This window comes from Streptomyces sp. NPDC046925 (genome assembly GCF_040644915.1).
Classification (GTDB): domain Bacteria; phylum Actinomycetota; class Actinomycetes; order Streptomycetales; family Streptomycetaceae; genus Streptomyces.
Genome location: NZ_JBEYWZ010000003.1, coordinates 1,031,897 through 1,054,187, shown reverse-complemented (window position 1 = coordinate 1,054,187; position 22,291 = coordinate 1,031,897). Strand labels below are relative to the sequence as shown.

Below are 22,291 nucleotides of genomic sequence, written 5' to 3'. Positions count from 1 at the left end.
TCCAGTACGAGCGGGAATTTCGCCTGGTGCGAGATGCCCGCGACCACTGCCGACTCGTCTGGAATCGGGGAGACCGCGCCATGCCGCGCATACGCTCTGTCGCCACCGCCGCCCGGGCCGCCACCCACTCCGCAGTCTCCGCCGTCGATCGCCGGGCCTTCCTCGCGACCACCGGAGCCGTCTCCCTGTCCGCGGGCATCGGCTACGCCCTGCGGCCCGCCGCCAGCCACGCCGCTCCCAGCGGCCCCGCCCCCGTCGCGCTCTCGCGGCAGGCGCCCGCCGCGCCCCTGGCGCCCTACCGGGGCGGCACCACTCTGGGCGCCGTCGCGACACCGCGCGGCACCTCCGGCTACCGGCGCCTCGGCGACGGGCCCGCCTGGGACCGGGTGGTCCGCGGCGATCTCGCCGCCGCCAAGGGCGGCCGCGAGGGGCGGCGCACCCCGCTCGCCGCGTTCGTCCAGTTCACCGACCTGCACCTGGTCGACGTGCAGCACCCGCTGCGGTACGAGTATCTGCGCGCCCAGACCGCGAGCGCCTGGCGCCCGCAGGAGGCCCTCTCGGTGGCCGGCGCGGTCGCGCTCGTCGAGCGGGTCAACGCGCTGCGCGGCGCGCCCGCCACCGGATCGCCGCTGCACTGCGTGGTGACGACGGGCGACAACACCGACAACAACTCCCGCTCCGAGCTCGACTGGTTCCTGAAGACCATGAGCGGCGGACGCATCAACCCCAACACCGGCGACCCGCGCCGCTACGAAGGCGTCCAGGACAGCGGCCTGAAGCTGTACTGGCACCCGGACGACGACCTGCGCGACTCCGACAAGGCCCTCGGCTTCCCCCGCGTCGACGGCTTCCTGGACGCCGCCCTGCGCGAGGTCAACAGCCCCGGCCTCGGCCTGCCCTGGTACTCGACCGTCGGCAACCACGACGCGCTGCCCGGCGGCTGCTGGGGGCCCGGAGACTCGTACTTCACCGAATTCGCCGTCGGCGGCAAGAAGCTGATGTCCCTCGACGAGTCGCGCGGCGCCGCCCTGTGGAAGGCCGTCAAGAAGGGCCGCGACCCCAAGGGCGCCCAGTTCAAGGAGCTCCTGAAGAGCGAGGCGCGGCGCATGCGCTCGGTCACCCCGGACGAGAGCCGCGCGCCCTTCACCCCCGCCGAGTACGTCAAGGCCCACCTCGACCCGGCATACAAGGGCCACGGCCCCGCCGGGCACGGCTACACGCAGGAGAACCTCGACGCGGGCACCCAGTACTACTCCTTCCGCATCAGCGAGGACGTCCTCGGCATCAGCCTGGACTCGACGGACCCCGGCGGCCACTACGAGGGCTCGCTCGGCTCGGCCCAACTGGACTGGCTGGAGCGGGAGCTGAAGGCGAACGAGCAGAAGGACGGCGGCGGTTCGTACGTCATCGTCTTCAGCCACCACACCAGCAGGACCATGCGCAATCTGCGCCAGGACCCGGAGCGCCCGCGCGAAGGCAGGCACGGCGGCGACGAGATCGTCGCGCTCCTCGCCCGCCACCGTTCCGTCCTCGCCTGGGTCAACGGACACAGCCACAAGAACGACATCACCGCGCACCAGACCCCGCAGGGCTCCTTCTGGGAGGTCTCCACGGCCTCGCACATCGACTTCCCGCAACTGGCCCGCGTGGTGGAGCTGAGCGACAACCACGACGGCACGATCTCCCTCTTCACCACCCTCATCGAATCGTCGGCCCCGCACCGCACGGATTACGCCGACCTCTCCCAGCCCGGCCTCGCCGCGCTCTACCGCGAGCTGTCCTTCAACGCCCCTGGTGCCAAGCCCGCGCTGGGCGGCGAGCCGGGCGACCGCAACACGGAACTGATCCTCAAGAAGGGCTGAAATCAGCTCAACCCGCGCCGGGAGATCAACCTCCGCGCCCGGCTCCTGAGTCCCTCCGCCCAACCACACAGTGGCAACGGAGGGAATCCCCATGACAGTTCGACCGGTACGCGGAAGATGGCTGACGGGTGTGGCCGCGGGGGTGGCCATGACGGTGGCGGCGGGGGCGTTCGCCGCCCCGGCGCTGGCCGGGGCGCCCGGCGCCGGGCACGGTGACCGGCACCGGGCCACGCAGAAGGCGATGGAAGCCGCCGTCAACGAGAACGCCCCCGGCGTGACCGCGCAGGTCAAGGACGAGTTCGGGACCTGGAACTCGGCGGCGGGCATCGGCGACCTCCGGCGGGAGAGCCCGCGCGGCGCCCACGACCGCTACCGCGTCGGCAGCATCACCAAGACCTTCGTCTCGACGGTCGTACTCCAGCTGGTGGCCGAGGGTGAGCTGAGCCTCGACGACAAGGTGGGGAAGTGGCTGCCGGGCGTGGTCGAGGGGCACGGCCACGACGGGGACAGCATCACGATCCGCCGGCTCCTCAACCACACGAGCGGCATCTACGACGTACTGGCCGACCGCGGGTTCCGGGCGAAGATGTTCACCGAGAAGTTCCTCGCGCACCGCTACGACACCTGGACCCCCGAGCAGCAGGTCGCCATCGCCATGCGCCACGAGCCGGACTTCGGTCCCGGCGAGGGCTGGCACTACTCCAACACCAACTACCTCCTCGCAGGAATGATCATCGAGAAGGCGACGGGGAAGACCTACGCGGACGAGATCAGGCAGCGCATCATCAAGCCGCTCGGCCTCGACGCCACCAGCGTGCCGAAGACGAACCCCTCGATGCCCCGGCCCAGTTCACGGGCGTACATGAAGCTGTCCGAGGCTCCGGACGCCACGCTCCACGACGTGACGGAGCTCAATCCGACCCTGGCGGGCTCGTCGGGCGGGATGATCTCCGACGCGGACGACCTGAACCGCTTCTACACGGCCCTCCTGCGCGGCAAGCTCCTGCCGGAGAAGCAGCTCGCCGAGATGAAGAAGACCGTCGCGGAGGACGAGAACGACCCCGAGGGCGACAGGTACGGACTCGGCCTGGTGAGCCGCAGGACCTCCTGCGGCACCGTCCTGTGGGGGAACGGCGGCAGCATCCAGGGCTCGGTGTCCATGACTCTGGCGACCGAGCGCGGCGACCACGCGCTCTCCGCGAACTTCAACGGCATGGACGGCGACCTGTTCGCGATCCGGGACGCGGAGTTCTGCGGGAAGTGACCCGCGCTAGCGCGGCAGCACCACCACATACGCCGCCGGATCGCGGTCGGCGGAGGCCATCAGCGCTGTTCGTACGACGGTCGCCTGCTGTTCGATCGACTCACGCAGCTTCTTGGGGGTCAGGTGGACGACCGTGATGCCGAGGCGCTCCAAGTGCTCGCGCTTGCGGGCGTATTCGGACCACAACGAGTCGTCGTCCTGCCGGGGAGCCCGCGTGTCCAGTTCGACCGCGACGGCCAGGTCGGGCCAGAAGGCGTCGACGCCCCCGAGGTGCGGGCCGCCGGGCAACCGCAGGTCGACGTTCCACAGCGGGTCGGGCAGGCCGTGCTCGGCGACCATCTGGTACAGCCGGTCCTCGGCGATGGCCCGCCCCTCGGCGAGCAGCGAGTCCACCGCGTCCACGACGTGCGGGCGGGTGAGCAGCTTCGCCTGGTTCAACTCCCGCACGATCGCCGCCGGTTCGCAGTGGTTGCCGCGCACCGCCTCGGTGAGCAGCCTGCGCACCGCGCCCGCCTCGGTGAGACCTGCCACGGCATCGGCGAGCGCGCGCGGCACGGGAGCCACCGGAACTCCGGCGATCTGTACGGCGGCCGGCATCGCCTGGGTCCGTACGAGCCGGACGAACCCGGTCGAGCGCAGCCGCCGGGTGCGCGGGACGAGGACGTCGATGCGGTCCAGGGAGAGCAGCGGGGGAGCGGACGAGAAGCGGTGCAGGGTGAGCGCCGCGAGTCCGGTGACCAGGGCGTCGGCGTACGGGGCGTGGGGTTCGCCCGCGCCGGGCTGTGCGGGGACGCTCTTCGCCGCCCTGGCCGGCGGCCTGCCCGCGTACAACAGGGCGCCGTGCAGGCGCTCTTCGCTGGTCGGCGGCCCCGGGTGCAGCAGGCAGACGCCCGGCAGCAGCTGCTGCCAGGGCCCGTCCGGGCGGCAGTGGGCGGACACGTCGGCGGCGGAGACGCCGTGGGCGCGGAGCTGGGCGGTGCTCATCACACGGCGCTGGACGGCGGCGAGGTGACGGAGGGGGCGGGGGGAGAGCGGGGTGTTGTGGTTCATGACCGGGCCATTCCCGCTGCCGATCCGCCCTCTAACCGCTGTTACACGCCCGTCGACATAACCGGACAACCCCGCACTAAAGTGCAGACGTTCGACTGCCGAAAAGGTCCGTTTGCGCGGGGTACGTGCCGGGGGCCGCCGCTCCTGGGGCCGTCCGGCGGGCGGGCGCGACGCCGAAGCTGCCGAGCAGCGACAGACGCGGCGCCCGCCCCGGCGGCCTAGGAAGCGGCAGCCGCGTCGCAGCCCTGCGCCCGCAGCGACCGCGCGAGGTCGTCACGCGCCTCGACGACGAGCCGCCGCAAGGCAGGCGCGCCCCCCTCGTGCGAGGCGAGCCACTCATCGGCCGCGTCCACCGTGGACTGATCGTCCTGGAGGTGCGGGAACAGGCCCTTCACCACGTCCATCCCGATCTGGATCGACCGCTCGGCCCACAGCCGCTCGATGGCGGCGAAGTACTTGGGCGCGTACGGAGCGATCAGCTCCCGCTGCGACGACTGCCCGAACCCGGAGATCGTCGCCCCCACAAGGGCGTTGGACAGCGAGTCGGACTCCACCACGGCAGCCCAGGCCTGCGCCTTGACCGCCTCGGAAGGCCGCGCGGCCAGGCACCGCACCTGGTGCCGCTTGCCCGAAGCCGTGTCGTCACGGGCCAGTTCGGCGGCGAGTACCCGCTCGTCGGCGACGCCGTGCGCCGCCAGCGGGCCGAGGAAGGACCAGCGCAGCTCCTGGTCGACGTCCAGGCCGTCGATCTTCGCCGTCCCCGCGAGGAGCCCCTGCAACAGCTGGAGGTCGGCCGCCGACGAGGCCACCGCGGCGAAGAACCGCGCCCACGTCAGCTGGTGCTGGCTGCCCGGCTCCGCGATCCGCAGCTCCCGCAGCGCACCCTCGGCGAGCGCGCGCCCGCCCTCCTCGCGCCACTCGGGTGCCGCGTAGAAGGTGAGGGCCGAGTCCGCCCACGTGTGCAGCATCTGCAGGACGCCGATGTCGCTCTCGCGCCCCGCGAAGCGCAGCACGAGCCCGATGAAGTCCCGCGCGGGCATGAGCGCGTCCCGCGTGAGGTTCCACAGCGCGGACCAGCACAGCGCGCGGGCGAGGGGATCGGTGATGTCACCGAGGTGCGCCCGCAGCGTTTCGAGGGAGTTCTCGTCGAAGCGGATCTTGCAGTACGTCAGGTCGTCGTCGTTGACCAGGACCAGCTCCGGAGCCTCCTCGCCGGCCAGCCCGGACACCACCGTGCGCGGCCCGTCGACGTCGACCTCCGCGCGTGCGTACCGCGTCAGCCCGCCGTCGGGCGTGCGGCGGTAGAGACCCACCGCCACGCGGTGCGGACGCAGCTCGGGGTGCGACTCGGCGGCCTCCTGGATGACGGAGAGCTCCGTGATCCGGCCCTCCGCGTTCAGCAGGACCTGCGGGGTCAGGGAGTTGACGCCCGCCGTCTGGAGCCAGGCCTGCGACCAGGCCGCCATGTCGCGCCCGGAGGTCTCCTCCAGGACCGAGAGGAGGTCGCCGAGCCGGGTGTTCCCGTACGCGTGCCGCTTGAAGTAGCGCCGGGCGCCTTCGAGGAAGGCGTCACGGCCGGCGTAGGCGACGAGCTGCTTCAGGACGCTCGCGCCCTTGGCGTACGTGATCCCGTCGAAGTTGAGCTTGGCGTCCTCCAGGTCGCGGATGTCGGCCGTGACCGGGTGCGTGGAGGGCAGCTGGTCGGCGCGGTAGGCCCACGCCTTGCGGTTGTTGGCGAAGGTGATCCAGCCGTTGGTGAAGCGGGTGGCCTCGACCATCGAGAAGGTGCCCATGAAGTCGGCGAAGGACTCCTTGAGCCACAGGTCGTCCCACCAGCGCATGGTGACCAGGTCGCCGAACCACATGTGCGCCATCTCGTGCAGGATGACGTTGGCCCGGCGCTCGTACGACGCGGTGGTCACCTTGCCGCGGAAGATGTACTCCTCGCGGAAGGTCACACAGCCGGGGTTCTCCATCGCGCCCAGGTTGTACTCGGGGACGAAGGCCTGGTCGTACTTCCCGAAGGGGTAGGGGTAGTCGAAGTTGTCGTGGAAGAAGTCGAGCCCCTGCTTGGTGACCAGGAAGACGTCGTCCGCGTCGAAGTACTTGGCGAGCCCCTTGCGGCACAGCGCGCCGAGCGGGATCTCCAGCGTCGTGCCGTCGTCGAAGGTGCGGCTGTAGGAGTCCGTCACGTAGTGGTACGGGCCCGCGACGACCGCCGTGATGTACGTCGAGATCGGCTTCGTCTCGGCGAACTTCCATACCCCGTCGACCAGTTCACCGGAGCCGTTGGACCACGCGGTCCAGCCTTCCGGCGCCTGCACCTCGAACCGGAAGGGGGCCTTCAGGTCGGGCTGCTCGAAGTTGGCGAAGACGCGGCGCGAGTCGGCGGGCTCGTACTGCGTATAGAGATAGACCTCGCCGTCCTCCGGGTCGACGAAGCGGTGCATGCCCTCGCCGGTGCGGCTGTAGGCGCATTGGGCGTCGACCACCAGTTCGTTCTCGGCGGCCAGATCCTCAAGGGTGATCCGGGCGCCGTCGAAGACCTCGGAGGGGTCGAGGTCTTTGCCGTTGAGGGAGACCGCCGTGACGCTCGGGGCGATCAGGTCGGCGAAGCTCGCGGCGCCGGGTTCGGCGGAGCGGAAGCGGATGGTGGTGACGGAGCGGAACGTGCGCGGCTCCTGGTCGCTCCCGCCGATCGCGGAGCGCAGGTCGAGAAAGACCTCGTACCCGTCGACGGACAACAGCGCGGCCCTCTCCTGGGCCTCGTCGCGGGAAAGATTCTCTCCGGGCACGGGCGGTACTCCCTTGTACTCGCAGGTGGAAGTCGTGGATCGCACGACCTGTACGAATGTCTACGATCCTCGCATGTGCCCCCGGCGCGCGGTATCCGGGAATGCCCGGGCAGATCACTGACGTTCCCCTGGCCAAGCGCGCACGATTCCCCTAGGGAGAGACATGTCCGAGAACGGCAAGCCCGGCAAGACCCCCGTCGACTTCTGGTTCGACCCGCTGTGCCCTTGGGCCTGGATGACCTCGCGCTGGATGCTCGAGGTGGAGAAGGTCCGCGACGTCGAGGTCCGCTGGCATGTCATGAGCCTCGCCGTACTGAACGAGGACAGGCTCGACGAGCTGCCCGAGGAGTACCGCGAGATGCTGGAGACGAAGGCCTGGGGCCCCGTCCGCGTGGTCATCGCCGCCCAGCAGAAGCACGGCGACGAGACCATCGGCGAGCTCTACACCGCCCTCGGCACCCGTTTCCACAACCTCGGCGAGGGCCCGACCCGCGAGGCGGTCGTCTCCGCGCTCAAGGACGTCGGCCTGCCCGAGGAGCTCGCGGAGTACGCGGACTCGGACGAGTACGACACCCAGCTGCGCGCCTCCCACCAGGAGGGCATCGACAAGGTCGGCCAGGACGTGGGCACGCCGGTCATCGCCGTCCCCGGCGCGGACGGCGAGCAGGTCGCCTTCTTCGGCCCGGTAGTGACCCCCGCCCCCAAGGGCGAGGCCGCCGCAAAGCTCTGGGACGGCACGCTGCTCGTGGCATCGACCCCGGGCTTCTACGAAATCAAGCGCACGCGCACCCAGGGCCCGATCTTCGACTGACGCGCAGGCGGCCCTGCCGAAAGACCCCCGTGAGTCACGTCCTCACGGGGGTCTTTCCTTTATCCGCCTGCCTCGGCGAAAGTTGAGAAGACGATCACGAGGCAGGGCGTATCAGGGGGCGTGGAGCCTTACGGGGCCAGCAGCAGGCTGTTCACGCGCTGCTTGGCCGCCGCGTAACGCTTGGCCACGTCCTGCCAGTTGACGACGGCCCACATGGCCTCGATGAAGTCGACCTTCTGGTTCTTGTACTGCAGGTAGAAGGCGTGCTCCCAGGCGTCGAAGACCAGGATCGGCGTCGAGCCCTGGCCGACGTTGCCCTGGTGGTCGTAGACCTGCTCGACGATGAGGCGGTTGCTCAGCGGCTCGTAGGCGAGCACGCCCCAGCCCGAACCCTGCGTGGTCGCGGAGGCCTTGGTCAGCTGGGCCTTGAACTTGGCGAAGGAGCCGAAGGACTCGGTGATGGCGTCCGCGAGGTCACCGACACCGTCCGCGGCCAGCGGCTCACCGCCGCCGCCGTCCTTCGGGCTGTTCATGTTGTGCCAGTAAATGCTGTGCAGGATGTGGCCGGAGAGGTGGAAGGCCAGGTTCTTCTCCAGGCCGTTGATGGCGCCCCAGCTCTCCTTGTCGCGCGCCTCCTCCAGCTGCTCAAGGGTGTCGTTCGCGCCCTTCACGTACGCCGCGTGGTGCTTGTCGTGGTGCAGCTCGACGATCTGGGGATTGATGACCGGCTCGAGCGCCGCGTAGTCGTACGGAAGTTCAGGAAGCGTGTAAATGGCCATGACCGAGCCCTCCGACTGCTGCTCTGCTGTAGTGCAACGCTTATTGCAACCTATATGCAAGTGCAGGCTAGCAGCAGGAGAGGGCGGGGGCAGGACCGGGATGATCAGTCCTTCGTCCTAGGACCGGCGGGTACGCCGAAGGGGCCCGGGGTCGTCGTCGACCCCGGGCCCCTTCGTGTACGGCGATGTCCTACTCGGCGGCCGCCGTCACCGAACGCTCGGCCAGCTTCTGGCGCACGATGCCGATCGCGGCGAGCACCAGCGTCAGTGAACCCGTCGCCAGGAGTTGCTTGCGCGTGTCGGGCTGTTGGGTCATCAGGTAGAAGATGTACGCCATCGCGGCGAGCGCCACCCAGGTCAGGAACGGGTACGCCCACATCTTCACGACCAGCTTCTGCGGCTCCTCGCGCTCCGTCCTGCGGCGCAGGATCAGCTGCGAGGCGGCGATGAAGATCCAGACGACCAGGATCATCGCGCCGATCATGTTCAGGAGCCACGGGAAGACGTCGTCCGGGCGCCAGTAGCTGAGCAGGACGCAGACGAAGCCGAAGACCGAGGACGCGAGGACCGCCAGGCGCGGGACGCCGCCGTAGATGCGGCCGAGCACCTTGGGGCCCTGGCCGCGCTCGATCAGGGAGTACGACATGCGCGAGGCGCCGTAGATGTTGGCGTTCATCGCGGAGAGCAGGGCGATCAGGATGACGACGTTCATGATCTGACCGGCGCCGGGGATGCCCAGGTGGTCGAGCGTGGCGACGTAGGGGCCCTTCTCGGCGACCTCCTTGTCGTCCCACGGCAGCAGCGTGACGACGACGAGCATCGAACCGACGTAGAAGACGGCGATGCGCCACATCGCCGTGCGCACGGCCTTGGCGACGCTCTGGACCGGCTTCTCGGACTCGGCCGCCGCGATCGTGACGGTCTCCAGACCGCCGTAGGCGAAGACGGAGGCGAGGAGGCCGATGATCAGGCCGTCCGTGCCCTTCGGCATGAAGCCGCCCTCGCCGGTGAGGTTCGCGGTGCCGGGCGCCGAGACGTCCGAGCCGGGCAGGATGCCGAGGATCGCGAGGACGCCGATGCCGAGGAAGAGCGCGATGGCGCCGACCTTGAGCGCGGCGAACCAGAACTCGAACTCGCCGAAGTTCTTCACGGCCGTCAGGTTGGCCCCGCAGAACACCAGCATGAACAGGGCGACCCAGGCCCACTGCGGCGTACCGGGGAACCAGCCCACCATGATGTCCGCGGCGCCGATGCCCTCGATGCCGACGGCGACGCAGAGCAGGAACCAGAAGCCCCAGCCCGCGGTGAAGCCCGCCCAGGGGCCGATCGCCCGCTCGGCGTGGACCGAGAAGGAGCCGGACGCCGGATTGGCCGCCGACATCTCGCCGAGCATGCGCATCACGAGCATGACGAGCGCGCCGGATATCGCGTAGGCGAGGACGATCGAGGGCCCGGCCGCGGCGATGCCCGCCCCGGAGCCCACGAAGAGGCCGGCGCCGATCACGCCACCGAGGGCGATCATCGAGAGATGCCGCTGCTTGAGGCCGTGGACGAGCGGCGAATCGGCCTTGGGGGCCTCTTCGGGTGCTGCGTCCTTGGGGGTGTCCTGGGGAGTGGACATCCGAGACATGGGCGTGCCCTGTTCAGTAGCTGAAGTGGGGGGAGCGAGCGGCCCACAGTCTGAAGTCCGGCACCGCTGACAGGGAACACCTGACCGCTATACGGACACGACGCTCACACGTTGTGAAGCACCGGGCACGAAATGTTCACGCCCGTTTCATCTCGGCACGCGGGTCGACTCACGCCCGATTCATGCGCGCCGCGCGCCACTCCCGCAGCCCCGCGACCGCGAGGACGAGCCCCGTCGCACCCGCCGACCACAGCAGCTGCGGCCGCGCGCCGTCGTCGGTCAGCATCAGCCCGAGCACGGCCGCCATCGCCGCGAGCGCCGCCCACGTCAGATACGGGAACGCCCACATCCGCAGGACGAGCCGCTCGGGCGCCTCGCGCTCGATGCGCCGCCGCAGCCGCAGCTGCGAGACCGCGATCAGCGCCCATACGAAGAGGAGCACCGCGCCGACGGAGTTGAGCATGTAGAGGAAGACCGAGTCGGGCCACTTGAGATTGAGCACGACGGACACGAAGCCGAAGGCCACCGACGCGAGCACGGCCCGCCGGGGCACCCCGCCGCCCGACACCTTCAGAAGGGCCTTGGGGGCCTCGCCGCGCTCGGCGAGCGAGAAGACCATCCGGGACGAGCCGTACAGGTTGGCGTTCAGCGCCGAGAGCAGCGCCACGAACACCACGATGTTCATGATCGTGCCCGCGGAGGGCACTCCGATCGAGTCAAGGACCGTCACATACGGACTGACCCCCGCCTTCTCCGCCGTCCAGGGAAGCACCGTCACGATGACGAGCATCGACCCGACGTAGAAGAAGAGGATGCGGTAGACGGCGCTGCGCACCGCGCGGGCCACCGAGCGCACGGGGTCGTCGGACTCGGCGGCGGCGATGGTCACGACCTCCAGACCGCCGAAGGCGAAGACCACGGCGAGCACGCCGGAGGTCACGCCCTCCCAGCCGTTGGGCAGGAACCCGCCATGGCCGGTGAGGTTGGTCAGGCCCACCGGCTCCCCAGAGGAATGAGACGCAGCGGGCAGCACCCCGAAGATCGCGAGCAGCCCGAGGACGAGGAACGCGACGATCGCGAAGACCTTCAGGGCGGCGAACCAGAACTCGAACTCGCCGAAGTTCTTCACGGCGGCGAGATTGGCCGCCGTGAACACCAGCATGAAGATGAGGACCCAGGCCCACTGCGGGACGCCCGGCACCCAGCCGTTGGCGATCTGCGCTGCGCCGGTCGCCTCCACGGCGAGCACGACCACGAGCAGGAACCAGTAGAGCCACCCGACGCTGAACCCCGCCCAGCGGCCGAGCGCGCGCTCGGCGTGCACGGAGAAGGACCCGGACGCGGGCATCGCCGCCGACATCTCGCCGAGCATCCGCATCACGCACATCGCGAGCGCACCGGCGATGAGATACGAGACGACGATGCCGGGCCCTGCGACGGCGATCCCCGCCCCGGAGCCGACGAAGAGCCCGGCCCCGATGACCCCGCCGAGCCCGAGCATGGTCAGATGCCGCTGCTTGAGCCCGCCGCCGAGGGGTTCCGCTGCCGTGTCGGCACTGCTGGGCGCCGATGAATCGGGGGGTGCGTCGTGCATGGTGCTCAGGCTGCTCTCGGGCTCACAAAGAAATTGGCGGGAACCTACAGTCTCCCTGGGCAGGAGCCCCCCGCGCAAAACGGGCCCCCGGAGGCCCCACCTCAGTGACGAGCATCACGCCCCCCGCAGGGGTACACCCCGCACTTTGTGCGAAGCCCACCACCGGGGCACCCGGTGCCTTGTCACTCGCCGCCGGTGAAAGGCGCCCCCGCCCGGGATAGCGTCGCGGGGTCCCACCTGCCCGTCCCAGAACCCGCGGAGTCCCGATGAGCATCGCCGCCGTCTCTTCCCGTCCCGGTCAGGTCCTCGCGGACCTGCTCCCCGCGTCCCGCGCGAAGGACGCGGCCTTCGTCCTCGGCGGCGCCGCCCTCACCGGCATAGCGGCCCAGATCGCGGTGCCCGTGCCGGGCTCTCCCGTGCCGGTGACGGGGCAGACCTTCGCCGCCCTCCTCGTCGGCACCGCCCTCGGCGCCCGCCGCGGCTTCCTCTCCCTCGCCGTGTATGCCCTCGTCGGCATGGCCGGCATGCCGTGGTTCGCGGAGGCGGGCTCCGGCGTCGCCGCGCCGTCCCTGGGCTACGTCCTCGGCATGCTGCTCGCCGCCACCGTGGTCGGCGCCCTCGCCCGCCGCGGCGGCGACCGCTCCGTCCTGCGCACCGCGGGCACGATGGTGCTCGGCTCCGCGATCATCTACGCGGTCGGCGTCCCGTACCTCGCCGCCGCGACCGGCATGTCGCTGACCCAGGCCGTCGCCGCCGGGCTCACGCCCTTCCTGATCGGCGACGCCCTGAAGGCCGCGCTCGCGATGGGCGCGCTGCCCACGGCGTGGAAGCTGCTCGACCGCTAGCTATTACAGCCCGCTCAACCGGCGTCTCCCACGCCGTAGTTCCGCCTGAAGAGGTTCGCCGGGTCATACGTGGCCTTCAGTCCGGCGAGCCTCTTCTGCGTTTCCGCGTCGTACAGACCCTCGCCCCGGCCCCCGGCGCCGAACGCGAAGTTGAGCAGCCGTCCCGCGGCCCCCGGCGCGAAGAGCGCGAACGCCCGGTCCTGCACGGCCCGCACCGCGTCCAGGTCCGTGCCGTCGCCGCCCTCGAAGGGCGAGAGCACCCGCACCAGCCACCCTGCCTCCCGGTAAGGCACCGCGTTGCCCGCGGGCTTCGCGAGGGCCCCGCCCAGCTGGTTGATCTGCACGACGTGCATCTTCTCTGCGGCGGGACCGGTCAGCGCGAGCAGCTCGCCCGCGGCCTCGACGTCAAGCTCGCCCACCACCACGCTGTCCCCGTAGTACGAGTGCGGGAAGTCCGGGTCGCTGTGGATGGTGTGGCTCTCGCCGTACGGCATCTCCCGCAGCGAGTCCGACACCACGGGCCCGATCTCCCGCAGCGGCGCCACCAGACGCGTCCCCTCCGCCTCGGAGCCCGTGCAGGCGACCCGGACGGTGACGAGATAGCGGCCCCGCAGATGGGGCGGCAGCTGCGGCATGTCCGGATAGACGAGGGCCGCCACCGACGACGTCACCTCGTCCGGCACCGTCCGCGTCCACGCCTCGTACGCCCGCAGCACCCGGCCGGGGTCCACCTCACGCCCGTCGAACTCGATCGCTCCGCCGTAGAGCCGCGCCACCGGCACCAGACCGATCTCCAGGGCCGTCACCACCCCCAGGTTCGCGCCCCCTCCGAGCAGCCCCCAGAACAGCTCCGGCTCGCTCTCCGGCGTGACGTGCCGCTGCGTGCCGTTCGCCGTGACGACGTCGAGCCATCTGACGTGGTCGGCCGCGTACCCGAACTCCCGCGCCAGGATGCCGAGTCCGCCGCCCAGCGTGTACGAGACGGCGCCCACGCCCGGCGCCGAGCCGTTCAGCGGCGCGAGCCCGTGCGCCGCCGCGGCCTCCACGACCTGCCCCCAGCGGACACCCGCGCCGACGGTGACCGTGCGCGCGTCCGCGTCGACCCGGACGGAGTCCATCCGCCGGGTGCTGATCAGTACGCCGCCCTCCGAGGACCCCGGAAGCCCGTGCCCGGTGGCCTGTACCCCGACGGGCAGCCCGGCGTCCGCGGCGTACGACACGGCGGCGACGACGTCCTCGGCGCTCCCGGCCGCGAACACGATCGCCGGGCGCTGCGCGAAACCCGTCTGGAATCCGGCGATCTCCTCGTCGTACCCGTCGTCGCCGGGCCGGAACACGAGTCGCCCATCGGTGAAGTCCACGGTGATCCTCCAGAAAGTCCTTGCTGACGGACCAGAGGTTCCCCGGAAAACCTGACATCCGCCGTCAAGTTTTCCGGGCCTTCGTCAAATCCGTGAACTGTGCTGTCATGAAGGGAGGGTTGGGGGTGAACCCATGCCGGAGCTTCGCGTGGTCGCGGGCCGCTACCGCCTGCTCGCCGTCATCGGCCAGGGCGGCATGGGCCGCGTGTGGCGCGCGGCCGACGAGCTTCTCGACCGCGCTGTCGCGGTCAAGGAGATGCGGATCGACGGAGGCTTCGAGGGCCCCGAGTCGGAGGACACCCGCGTCCGCAGAGAACGCGCGCTGCGCGAGGCGCGGGCCAGCGCACGGATCGACCACTCCGGTGTCGTGCGCGTCCATGACGTCGCCGAGGAGGACGGCCGCCTCTGGATCGTCATGGAACTGATCGACGCGCGCTCCCTGGCGCGGTACGTCGACGAAGAGGGGCCCCTTGACGAGCACGACGCGGCGCGCGTGGGCCTCGCCCTGGCGGCGGCGCTGCACAGGGTGCACGCGGCGGGCGTCCTGCACCGGGACATCAAGCCGGAGAACGTGCTGCTCAGCCCGCGGGGCCCGGCCGACCGGGTCGTCCTCACCGATTTCGGCATCGCCGCGCTCGAGGACACGGGCCGCCTGACACAGACGGGCCTGCTTGTGGGCTCGCCCGAATACATGGCGCCCGAGCGGATCGCCGGGGGCCAGCAGGGCCCGCCGTCCGACCTCTGGTCTTTGGGGGCGACGCTCTGCACGGCGCTGCGCGGCAGCTCGCCCTTCGCCCGCGATTCGACCCTGAACACGCTGGTCGCGGTCCTGCACGAGCCGCCCGAACTGCCGCCGGAGTCGAGCGGACTGCGGCCGGTGCTCGGCGCGCTCCTGGCCAAGGAGCCGGAACGGCGGCCGGGTCTCGACGAGCTGGAGACGGCCCTGCGCGCGGTGCTCGCGGCACCGCTGAGGCCACCGGAGCCGCCTGAGTCTGTGAAGTCCGCGGAGTCCGGAACCCCGGTGACCCGGCGGATCCAGCTGCCCGACTGGCGGCCCCGCGCACTGACCGCCGTGGTCCTGCTGGTCGCGGCCGCCGTGGCGGCCGTCATGTTCTTCACCGCGCGCGATCCGGGCGGCGGCGCGCCGCCCGGACCGAGCACGCCTCCGCCGACGGTGGCGGGCACGTCGACCGCGCCACCGTCCGGCGGGACGGGCTAGGACCCTAGGCGTCGACCGAGTCGTTGCCGAGGTCGGTGACGGCGGCCGCGGCCTCGTCGCTGCGGGGCCGCACCTTCTCCCGTACGAGGGAGAAGACCACCACGAAGGCCGCGGCGAGCAGCGAGAGCAGTACCTGCTTGCGGCCGGCCTCGTCGGTCAGCATGTAGACGAGCACGAACGAGATCATCGCGATCGTGACCCAGGTCAGGTACGGGAAGAGCCACATCTTCACGACGAGCTTCTCCGGCTGCTCGCGCAGGATGATGCCGCGCATCCGCAACTGCGTGAACGCGATCATCAGCCAGACGAAGAGCGCCACCGCGCCGGACGAGTTCAGCAGGAAGTCGAAGACGGTGTCCTGCCATTGGTAGTTGAACCAGACGGCGATGAAGCCGAACACGACGGAGCCGAGGATCGCGGCCTGCGGCACACCGCGGGCGTTGGTGCGCGCGAAGGCCTTGGGCGCGTCGCCGCGCTGGCCGAGCGAGAAGGCCATGCGGGACGCGGTGTAGAGGCCCGAGTTGAGACAGGAGAGCACGGCGGTGAGCACGATGACGTTCATGACCTGACCGGCGTGCGGAATGCCGATCGAGTTCAGCGCGGCGACGTACGAACCGTCCTTGACGATCGACTTGTCGTTCCACGGAAGGAGCGTGATGACGACGAAGATCGAGCCCAGGTAGAAGACGCCGATACGCCAGATGACGCTGTTCGTCGCCTTGGTGACGGCGCGCTGCGGGTCCTCGGACTCACCGGCGGCCAGCGTGACGATCTCGGAGCCCATGAAGGAGAAGACGACCATGAGCACACCGGTGAGGATCGCGCCCGCGCCCTTGGGCATGAAGCCGCCCGCGTCGGTGAGGTGCGCGAATCCGGCGCCGGGGTTGTCGGAGCCGGGCAGCGCGCCGAAGACGGCGAGCAGACCGACGATCACGAAGCCGCCGATGGCGACGACCTTGATCCCGGCGAACCAGAACTCGAACTCGCCGTAGGAGCCGACCGAGACGAGGTTCGTCGCGGTGAGCACCACCATCACGATGAGCGCCCAGCCCCACTGCGGTACGGCCGGTATCCAGCCGTTGAGGATGACGGCGCCCGCGGTGGCCTCCACCGCGAGCACGACGACCCAGAAGAACCAGTAGAGCCAGCCGATGGAGAAGCCGGCCCAGCGGCCGAGGGCCTGGTCCGCGTAGGTGGAGAAGGAGCCCGAGGTGGGCCGTGCGGCGGCCATCTCACCGAGCATCCGCATGACGAGGACCACCATCGCGCCGACGAGGGCGTACGAGACGAGGATGGCGGGCCCCGCGGCGGCGATACCGGAGCTTGAGCCGACGAAGAGGCCCGCTCCGATGACACCGCCGATGGCGATCATGGAGAGGTGGCGGTTCTTCAGCCCGGCCTTGAGGCCGTCACCGGTGTCTCCAGACCGCTGATCCCCAGGTTCGTTGGGGCTGCGGTCTGCCTTCGCAAGGGAGGGTTGCGAGGTCATGGACGAATCCTTAAGTTCTCGGGTCACGAGCCCCCGCATTCAAACTCAGGGGTGGACGTGACGGAAGACCCGACTCCGGATCGTTGCATTCCGGCCCGATGGCCTAGACCTGGTGACCGAGGGTGACCAAGGTCCGGCCCCCGGTCGCCGCTACCCGCCGCGCGACGTGCCACACTCATTCGCATGCGCGTGTACCTCGGCTCGGATCATGCCGGCTACGAATTGAAGAACCACCTGGTCGAGTGGCTCAAGAGCCACGGCCACGAGCCCGTCGACTGCGGGCCCCACATCTATGACGCCCAGGACGACTACCCGCCGTTCTGCCTGCGTGCCGCGGAGAAGACCGCCGCCGACCCGCAGGCCCTCGGCATCGTCATCGGCGGCTCGGGCAACGGCGAGCAGATCGCCGCGAACAAGGTGAAGGGGGTGCGGGCCGCCCTCGCCTGGAGCGAGCAGACCGCCGCGCTCGGGCGTGAGCACAACGACGCCAACGTCATCTCGATCGGCGGCCGGATGCACACGGAGGCCGAGGCGACCAAGTTCGTCGAGATCTTCCTGGCCACGCCGTACTCGGGCGAGGAGCGCCACTCCCGCCGCATCGAGATGCTCTCCCGTTACGAGCAGACGGGCGAACTCCCCGAGATCCCGGCACACCACCCGCAGCAGTAGTCGCTGCTCACACACCGGACGGGCTGAATTGTTCAGCCCGTCCGGCGTGTGAGGACGAACTCGGCGAAGCCGGTGATCTTCCCGGCCACGATCAACCCGCACCCCCTGGGAGGGCTCCGTGCCGGAGGGGCACACGATTCACCGGCTGGCGGACGACCACCGCGCGCGCTTCGAAGGGCGCGGCCCTCTCCGCGTCACCAGCCCCCAGGGCAAGTTCTCCGACAGCGCGGCCCTCCTGGACGGTCAGGAGATGGAGACCGCCGAGGCCCACGGCAAGCACCTCTTCCTCGGCTTCGGGGGGACCGGCTGGATCCACATCCACCTCGGCCTCTTCGGCAAGGTCGGCTTCGGCGGCACCGCGGCCGCGAACCCGCCCACGGACACCGTCCGCCTCCGCCTGGCCACCGAGGACGCGTACGTGGACCTCAGGGGCCCCACGACCTGCGCCCTCATCACGGACGAGGAGAAGCAGGCGATACACGCCCGCCTCGGCCCGGACCCGCTGCGCGAAGGGGACGACCCGAACAAGGCCTACGCCCGCATCTCGCGCAGCCGCACGACCATCGCCGCCCTCCTCATGGACCAGAAGGTCATCGCGGGCGTCGGGAACGTCTACCGCGCCGAGGTCCTCTTCCGGCACCGCATCGACCCGTACACCCCGGGCAAGGACATCCGGCCCGCTCAGTGGACGGCGATCTGGGACGACCTGGTCGCCCTGATGCGCGAAGGCGTGCGCCTCAACCGCATCGACACCGTCAGGCCCGAACACACGCCGGAGGCGATGGGCCGCCCGCCACGCGTGGACGACCACGGCGGCGAGGTGTACGTGTACCGCAGGGCCACGATGCCCTGTCACATCTGTGGCGGCGAGATCCGCACCGCCGATCTCGCCGCCCGCAATCTCTTCTGGTGCCCCAAGTGCCAGCGCGCCCGCCGCCCCCGTCGAAAGGTCACCTGAGAATGTTCGGCACCATCGACGGGTTCGGCGGCTTCGTGCTCGTGCTCCTCGGCGTGATCGTCTATCTTCTGCCGTCCTTCATCGCCTTCAACCGGGACGTCGAGCTCCGCTGGGTGATCCTCGTCATCAACATCTTCCTCGGCGCCTCGCTCATCGGCTGGCTGGTCGCCCTCTATCTGGCGACCCGCAAGCCGAAGCCGCAGCTGGGAACGACCGCCTAGAACCCGTGCGGCAGCCAGGGCGCCACGTCCGAGCCGAAGGCCAGCGAGGCCTCGGCCAGGGCGCCCTGGCGCAGCTCCCGCACCCGGCCCGCGGCCGCGAGTGACGTCAGGGACACCCCGCCGAGATAGGCCGAGGCCAAGTCCCGTACGGACAGGGTGAGATCGGCTTCGTCGTCCGTGCGCTCGCAGATCGCGCCCTTCAGGTCGCCCTTGAGCCGCCAACGGCCTTCGTTCCAGGGGCAGAAGGCGTCCTCGACCTCCAACACCAGGTTCACCGGCGCCCGGTAGGCGCGCGCCTCAAGGGCGGCCCCCACCTCCACCAGGCGCACGTACAGCGAGTCCGCCACCCTGAGGCGGCAGCGCCGTACGTCCGACACGAGCTGGAACACCGCGTCGTCCGTCGGGCGGCTGTGCGCCTCGACCGTCGACGTCAGGTCGATGTCGAAGAGGAACTGCCACAGCGCCGCGTTGGCCGCCGGGTCGAGGGCTTCGAGATCGCGCAGCCGGACCGAGCCCTTGGGGCCCGCCGCGTCCCACTCGGGCTTCACGCTGTAGCGCGCGTACCCGACGAGCTCTCCGTCGCGCTCGGCGACCACGCACTGCAGGGGTGACGCGCCGTGCCGCTCGCTCTCCGGGTCGAGCAGTCCGAGGCGCTCCCAGCCGGGCTGCCTGGCCAGCATTCCCGGCCGCTCGCTCACGCGTTGTGCGTACAGCGCCTCGCATGCTGCGTGGACGTCGGCGGGCTTCGCGTACCGAAGGCGTACGTCGTTCGTACCGTCCGGCAGCGACAGACGTACGCGTGATGTGTCGATCTCGGCCTTCAGCGACTGCGTCGCCGCGCCGTACCCGAACCGTCCGTAAATGGCGGGCTCGGAAGCGGTGAGCACGGCCAGGCATTCGCCTTTGGCACGTACGTCGTCGAGCTGGCGCCGCATCATGGACGTCAGGATTCCGCGCCGCCGGTGCGTCGCCGCGACGCTGACCATCGTCACGCCGGCCGCGTCCACCAGGGAGCCGCCGGGCACGGAGAGACGGAAGCTGAACGCTCCTGTCGTTCCGACGCAGGTTTCGCCCTCCCAAGTGCCGAAGAAGCGGTCGAACTCGGTCAGGGCGTTCCAGAGTTCGTGCTCCTCCGTGGCCTCCGCCACACCACCGAAGGCGAGCTCCAGCGTGCCGTAGTACTCGTCCCAGTCTTCCTGGCGCAAATCCCGCAATTCCGTCGTCATATGCCATGCCTACCAGGGAGAAGCGGCCGTAGCGACAGGATTTTCGCGGGCCCGCCGTGTGCCCCTGACGGGGGACAAGCGGCACCTCCCGTGCGAAGGGCCAGGCCCGGTGGATAGGGTCCGGGAGCAATGGCAGGCAGGCGAGCGGAAGCCGAGACGTTCACAGCCCGGATGAAGAAGCGTATCCACCGGGCTCGCATAGGGCTGCGCAAATCCGGGGTGGACTACTTCAGAGGCGACGGCTCGGACTGGATCGCGCTCGCGGGCCTGCTCGTCACGATCCCGGTGATCACCTTCTGCACCATCGTCAACAACGTCTGGTGCTCGCCCGCCGCGCTCGTCCTGCCGATCGTGGCCGGGGGCCTGCTGCTGCGCCCCTCCAGCCTGCTCGGCCTGTACGCGACGGCGGCCGCCGCGCTCATCGTGGAGTCCGTCCAGCTCGGCCCGTACACACAGGGGCCCTCGCGGGTCACGCCCGGAGTGGTTCTCGTCGTCGCGGCCTGCGGCTTCTTCGGGCTGATCATCGCGCAGTTCCGCAGCCGGGTCGGCGTGCCGTGGCGCGGCGGCGGAACGATGCTCTTCGACCTGCGCGAACGCATCCGCGTACAGAGCAAGCTGCCGAAGCTGCCACCGGGCTGGCACCGCGAGATGGCCCTGCGGCCCGCGGGCGGCCAGTCCTTCTCGGGCGACTTCGTGGTCGCGGCCCGTACGAACGGCGGCCGCACCCTGGAGGTCGTCCTCACGGACGTCTCGGGCAAGGGCATGGACGCGGGTTCCCGCGCCCTGCTCCTGTCGGGTGCCTTCGGCGGTCTGCTCGGCTCGCTCCCGCCGCACGCGTTCCTGACCGCCGCCAACGGCTATCTCCTGCGCCAGGACTGGGACGAGGGCTTCGCGACCTCGATCCATCTGGTCCTCGACCTGGAGACCGGCGACTACGAACTCTTCTCGGCGGGCCACCCGCCGGGCCTCCAGCTCAGCGCGGGCAACGGACGCTGGGAGGAGAAGGTCGCCGAGGGCCCGCTCCTCGGGGTGTACGACGGGGCGCAGTTCGACCCGGTGAAGGGTCTCCTGCGCCCCGGCGACGTCCTGATGCTGTTCACGGACGGCATCGTCGAGACCTCCGACCGCGACATCAGCGAGGGCATCGACCGCCTCACCGGGGAAGCCGACCGCTATGTGGCGGGCGGCTTCCACGGCGCCGCGTGGCATCTGATCGAGGCGGTCGCGAAGGACGTCAACGACGACCGGGCGCTGCTGCTCATCTCCAGGGAGCCGTCAGCGGGCGCCTGACAACTCCGGCTCCGGATCGGGCTCGGGAGCCCCCTTGCGTCCGCCCGGCAGGATCCGGGCCAACCAGTGCGACCGTCCCGCCGCCAGCGGGCCGAGCACCGCGAGCAGCAGCACGTACCCCGCGATGAAGGGGGACAGGCGGTCGTCGAGCCCCGCGGTGGCCGCCATGGTCGCCAGGATCAGGGCGAACTCGCCGCGCGCGAGCAGGGTGGTGGAGATGTTGGCCGCGGGTCCTGCCCCGAAGCCGTAGATGCGTGCCGCGCCGATTCCGGCCAGGACGTTCATGAGCAGCGTCACGGCCACGGCCGCGAGCACCGGCCAGAGCACCACGGGCAGGTCGCCCGGGTCGATCGAGAGCCCGAAGGCGAAGAAGAAGATCGCCCCGAACGCGTCCCGCAAGGGGTGCACGAGGGTGCGGATGCGCTCGCCGGACGCCGTGCTGCCCAGCATCAGACCGACCATGAAGGCGCCGATCGCGTCCGCGACCCCGAACCACTCCGAGACCCCGGCGACGAAGACCGCGACTCCGAGGAAGGAGATGACGAGCAACTCGTCGTCACGGGTGTCCATGAGGCGCCCGACGATCTTCGTGCCGAAGCGCGCGGCGAGCGCGAGCAGCAGCAGGAAGCCGAAGGCTTTGCCGCCGTCCATGACGGCCGCCGAGAGACTGTCGGCACCGGACAGGATCGGCTGGAGCGCCGCGAGGTAGAGCGCGAGGAAGATGTCCTCGACGACGATGATGCCGAGGATCGGCTTGGTCTCCGGGTTGCCGAGCCGGCCGGTGTCGACGAGCACCTTGGTGACGATCGCCGACGACGAGATGCCGAGCACCCCGGCGAGGACCAGAGCCTCGGAGGTGCCCCAGCCGAGGGCGAATCCGAAGCCGAGGCCCGCGCCGACGTTCAGCGCGAGGTACGTCCCTCCGGCGAGGGCCATCTTGCGGCCACCCGTCTTGAGGTCGTCCATGTGGAACTCGAGGCCCAGGTAGAAGAGCAGCAGGACCAGGCCGAGCGCCGAGAGCATTTCCAGGTCGTGGGGGTCGGAGAGCAGGACCACGCCGGGAGTGTGAGGGCCGAGAAGTATCCCGGCCAGGATGAAGAGCGGAATGGTGGGAAGGCCGATGCGGCCGCCCACGCGGGCGAGCACGGCGGCGGCGAGAAAGGCGCCGCCCATGGCTATCAGGGTGTCTGCGTGTCCGATGGGCCCGTTCCTCCTGGTAGTCGGCGAC

At 70.3% G+C, this 22,291-nt stretch carries 18 protein-coding genes; 9 read left to right on the top strand and 9 right to left on the bottom strand.

Annotated features, from left to right (window positions below):
* The first annotated feature begins 80 nt into the window (after positions 1–80).
* The gene (locus ABZ906_RS17925; RefSeq protein ID WP_361383009.1) at positions 81–1,862 is read left to right on the top strand and encodes a TIGR03767 family metallophosphoesterase; all 1,782 of its coding nucleotides are present in this window, start codon (positions 81–83) and stop codon (positions 1,860–1,862) included.
* 91 nt (positions 1,863–1,953) lie between these two features.
* Complete coding sequence (locus ABZ906_RS17920) at positions 1,954–3,126, top strand: serine hydrolase domain-containing protein (RefSeq protein WP_361383005.1); 1,173 nt, start codon at positions 1,954–1,956, stop codon at positions 3,124–3,126.
* A gap of 6 nt (positions 3,127–3,132) precedes the next feature.
* Here ABZ906_RS17920 and ABZ906_RS17915 read toward each other — a convergent pair whose 3' ends face one another.
* Together ABZ906_RS17915 and pepN are read right to left on the bottom strand one after the other, a co-directional pair.
* Positions 3,133–4,176: a hypothetical protein gene (locus tag ABZ906_RS17915; RefSeq protein ID WP_361383002.1), complete on the bottom strand. Its 1,044-nt coding sequence runs from the start codon at positions 4,174–4,176 to the stop codon at positions 3,133–3,135.
* A gap of 218 nt (positions 4,177–4,394) precedes the next feature.
* Positions 4,395–6,971: an aminopeptidase N gene (gene pepN, locus ABZ906_RS17910; protein WP_361186142.1), complete on the bottom strand. Its 2,577-nt coding sequence runs from the start codon at positions 6,969–6,971 to the stop codon at positions 4,395–4,397.
* A gap of 163 nt (positions 6,972–7,134) precedes the next feature.
* On the opposite strand from pepN, the gene ABZ906_RS17905 reads away from it, so the two are divergent.
* Positions 7,135–7,782 (top strand): DsbA family protein, encoded by a 648-nt coding sequence (locus ABZ906_RS17905; RefSeq protein ID WP_361382999.1) that lies wholly within the window; start codon positions 7,135–7,137, stop codon positions 7,780–7,782.
* 128 nt (positions 7,783–7,910) lie between these two features.
* Here ABZ906_RS17905 and ABZ906_RS17900 read toward each other — a convergent pair whose 3' ends face one another.
* The 3 genes from ABZ906_RS17900 to ABZ906_RS17890 all read right to left on the bottom strand — a co-directional run bounded on the left by ABZ906_RS17900 (position 7,911) and on the right by ABZ906_RS17890 (position 11,785).
* On the bottom strand, positions 7,911–8,561 hold the full coding sequence (locus ABZ906_RS17900; protein ID WP_361186138.1) for a superoxide dismutase: 651 nt from the start codon (positions 8,559–8,561) through the stop codon (positions 7,911–7,913).
* A gap of 190 nt (positions 8,562–8,751) precedes the next feature.
* Positions 8,752–10,191 (bottom strand): amino acid permease, encoded by a 1,440-nt coding sequence (locus tag ABZ906_RS17895; RefSeq protein WP_361382996.1) that lies wholly within the window; start codon positions 10,189–10,191, stop codon positions 8,752–8,754.
* A gap of 169 nt (positions 10,192–10,360) precedes the next feature.
* A complete protein-coding gene (locus ABZ906_RS17890) occupies positions 10,361–11,785 on the bottom strand; it encodes an amino acid permease (RefSeq protein ID WP_361382993.1) in 1,425 nt (474 codons plus the stop codon).
* 266 nt (positions 11,786–12,051) lie between these two features.
* Between ABZ906_RS17890 and ABZ906_RS17885 the strand changes: the two genes are divergently transcribed.
* The gene (locus ABZ906_RS17885) at positions 12,052–12,630 is read left to right on the top strand and encodes a biotin transporter BioY (protein WP_190080424.1); all 579 of its coding nucleotides are present in this window, start codon (positions 12,052–12,054) and stop codon (positions 12,628–12,630) included.
* A gap of 14 nt (positions 12,631–12,644) precedes the next feature.
* Here the strand turns inward: ABZ906_RS17885 and ABZ906_RS17880 are convergent, their stop codons facing one another.
* The gene (locus ABZ906_RS17880; protein WP_361382990.1) at positions 12,645–13,991 is read right to left on the bottom strand and encodes an FAD-binding oxidoreductase; all 1,347 of its coding nucleotides are present in this window, start codon (positions 13,989–13,991) and stop codon (positions 12,645–12,647) included.
* Positions 13,992–14,124: 133 nt separating this feature from the next.
* Here ABZ906_RS17880 and ABZ906_RS17875 point away from each other — a divergent pair, with 133 nt between their 5' ends.
* Positions 14,125–15,210 (top strand): serine/threonine-protein kinase, encoded by a 1,086-nt coding sequence (locus tag ABZ906_RS17875; RefSeq protein ID WP_361382987.1) that lies wholly within the window; start codon positions 14,125–14,127, stop codon positions 15,208–15,210.
* 4 nt (positions 15,211–15,214) lie between these two features.
* On the opposite strand, the gene ABZ906_RS17870 is transcribed toward ABZ906_RS17875, so the two are convergent.
* Positions 15,215–16,699 carry an amino acid permease gene (locus ABZ906_RS17870; RefSeq protein WP_361186126.1) on the bottom strand — a complete coding sequence of 495 codons (1,485 nt, stop codon included), beginning with the start codon at positions 16,697–16,699 and terminating at the stop codon, positions 15,215–15,217.
* A 183-nt stretch (positions 16,700–16,882) separates the two neighbouring features.
* Between ABZ906_RS17870 and ABZ906_RS17865 the strand changes: the two genes are divergently transcribed.
* The 3 genes from ABZ906_RS17865 (at position 16,883) to ABZ906_RS17855 (ending at position 18,547) form a co-directional block, all read left to right on the top strand.
* Positions 16,883–17,368 carry a ribose-5-phosphate isomerase gene (locus ABZ906_RS17865; RefSeq protein ID WP_361186124.1) on the top strand — a complete coding sequence of 162 codons (486 nt, stop codon included), beginning with the start codon at positions 16,883–16,885 and terminating at the stop codon, positions 17,366–17,368.
* Positions 17,369–17,486: 118 nt separating this feature from the next.
* Complete coding sequence (locus ABZ906_RS17860) at positions 17,487–18,326, top strand: DNA-formamidopyrimidine glycosylase family protein (protein ID WP_361186121.1); 840 nt, start codon at positions 17,487–17,489, stop codon at positions 18,324–18,326.
* Between the two features lie 2 nt (positions 18,327–18,328).
* Positions 18,329–18,547 (top strand): superinfection immunity protein, encoded by a 219-nt coding sequence (locus ABZ906_RS17855; protein WP_361382984.1) that lies wholly within the window; start codon positions 18,329–18,331, stop codon positions 18,545–18,547.
* Here ABZ906_RS17855 and ABZ906_RS17850 read toward each other — a convergent pair.
* On the bottom strand, positions 18,544–19,773 hold the full coding sequence (locus ABZ906_RS17850; protein WP_361186116.1) for a GNAT family N-acetyltransferase: 1,230 nt from the start codon (positions 19,771–19,773) through the stop codon (positions 18,544–18,546). The two genes, ABZ906_RS17855 and ABZ906_RS17850, sit on opposite strands and share 4 nt — an antisense overlap.
* A 129-nt stretch (positions 19,774–19,902) precedes the next feature.
* On the opposite strand from ABZ906_RS17850, the gene ABZ906_RS17845 reads away from it, so the two are divergent.
* Positions 19,903–21,063 (top strand): PP2C family protein-serine/threonine phosphatase, encoded by a 1,161-nt coding sequence (locus tag ABZ906_RS17845; RefSeq protein ID WP_361186114.1) that lies wholly within the window; start codon positions 19,903–19,905, stop codon positions 21,061–21,063.
* Here the strand turns inward: ABZ906_RS17845 and ABZ906_RS17840 are convergent.
* The gene (locus ABZ906_RS17840) at positions 21,049–22,236 is read right to left on the bottom strand and encodes a cation:proton antiporter (protein ID WP_361186112.1); all 1,188 of its coding nucleotides are present in this window, start codon (positions 22,234–22,236) and stop codon (positions 21,049–21,051) included. The two genes, ABZ906_RS17845 and ABZ906_RS17840, sit on opposite strands and share 15 nt — an antisense overlap.
* Between the last annotated feature and the right edge of the window lie 55 nt (positions 22,237–22,291).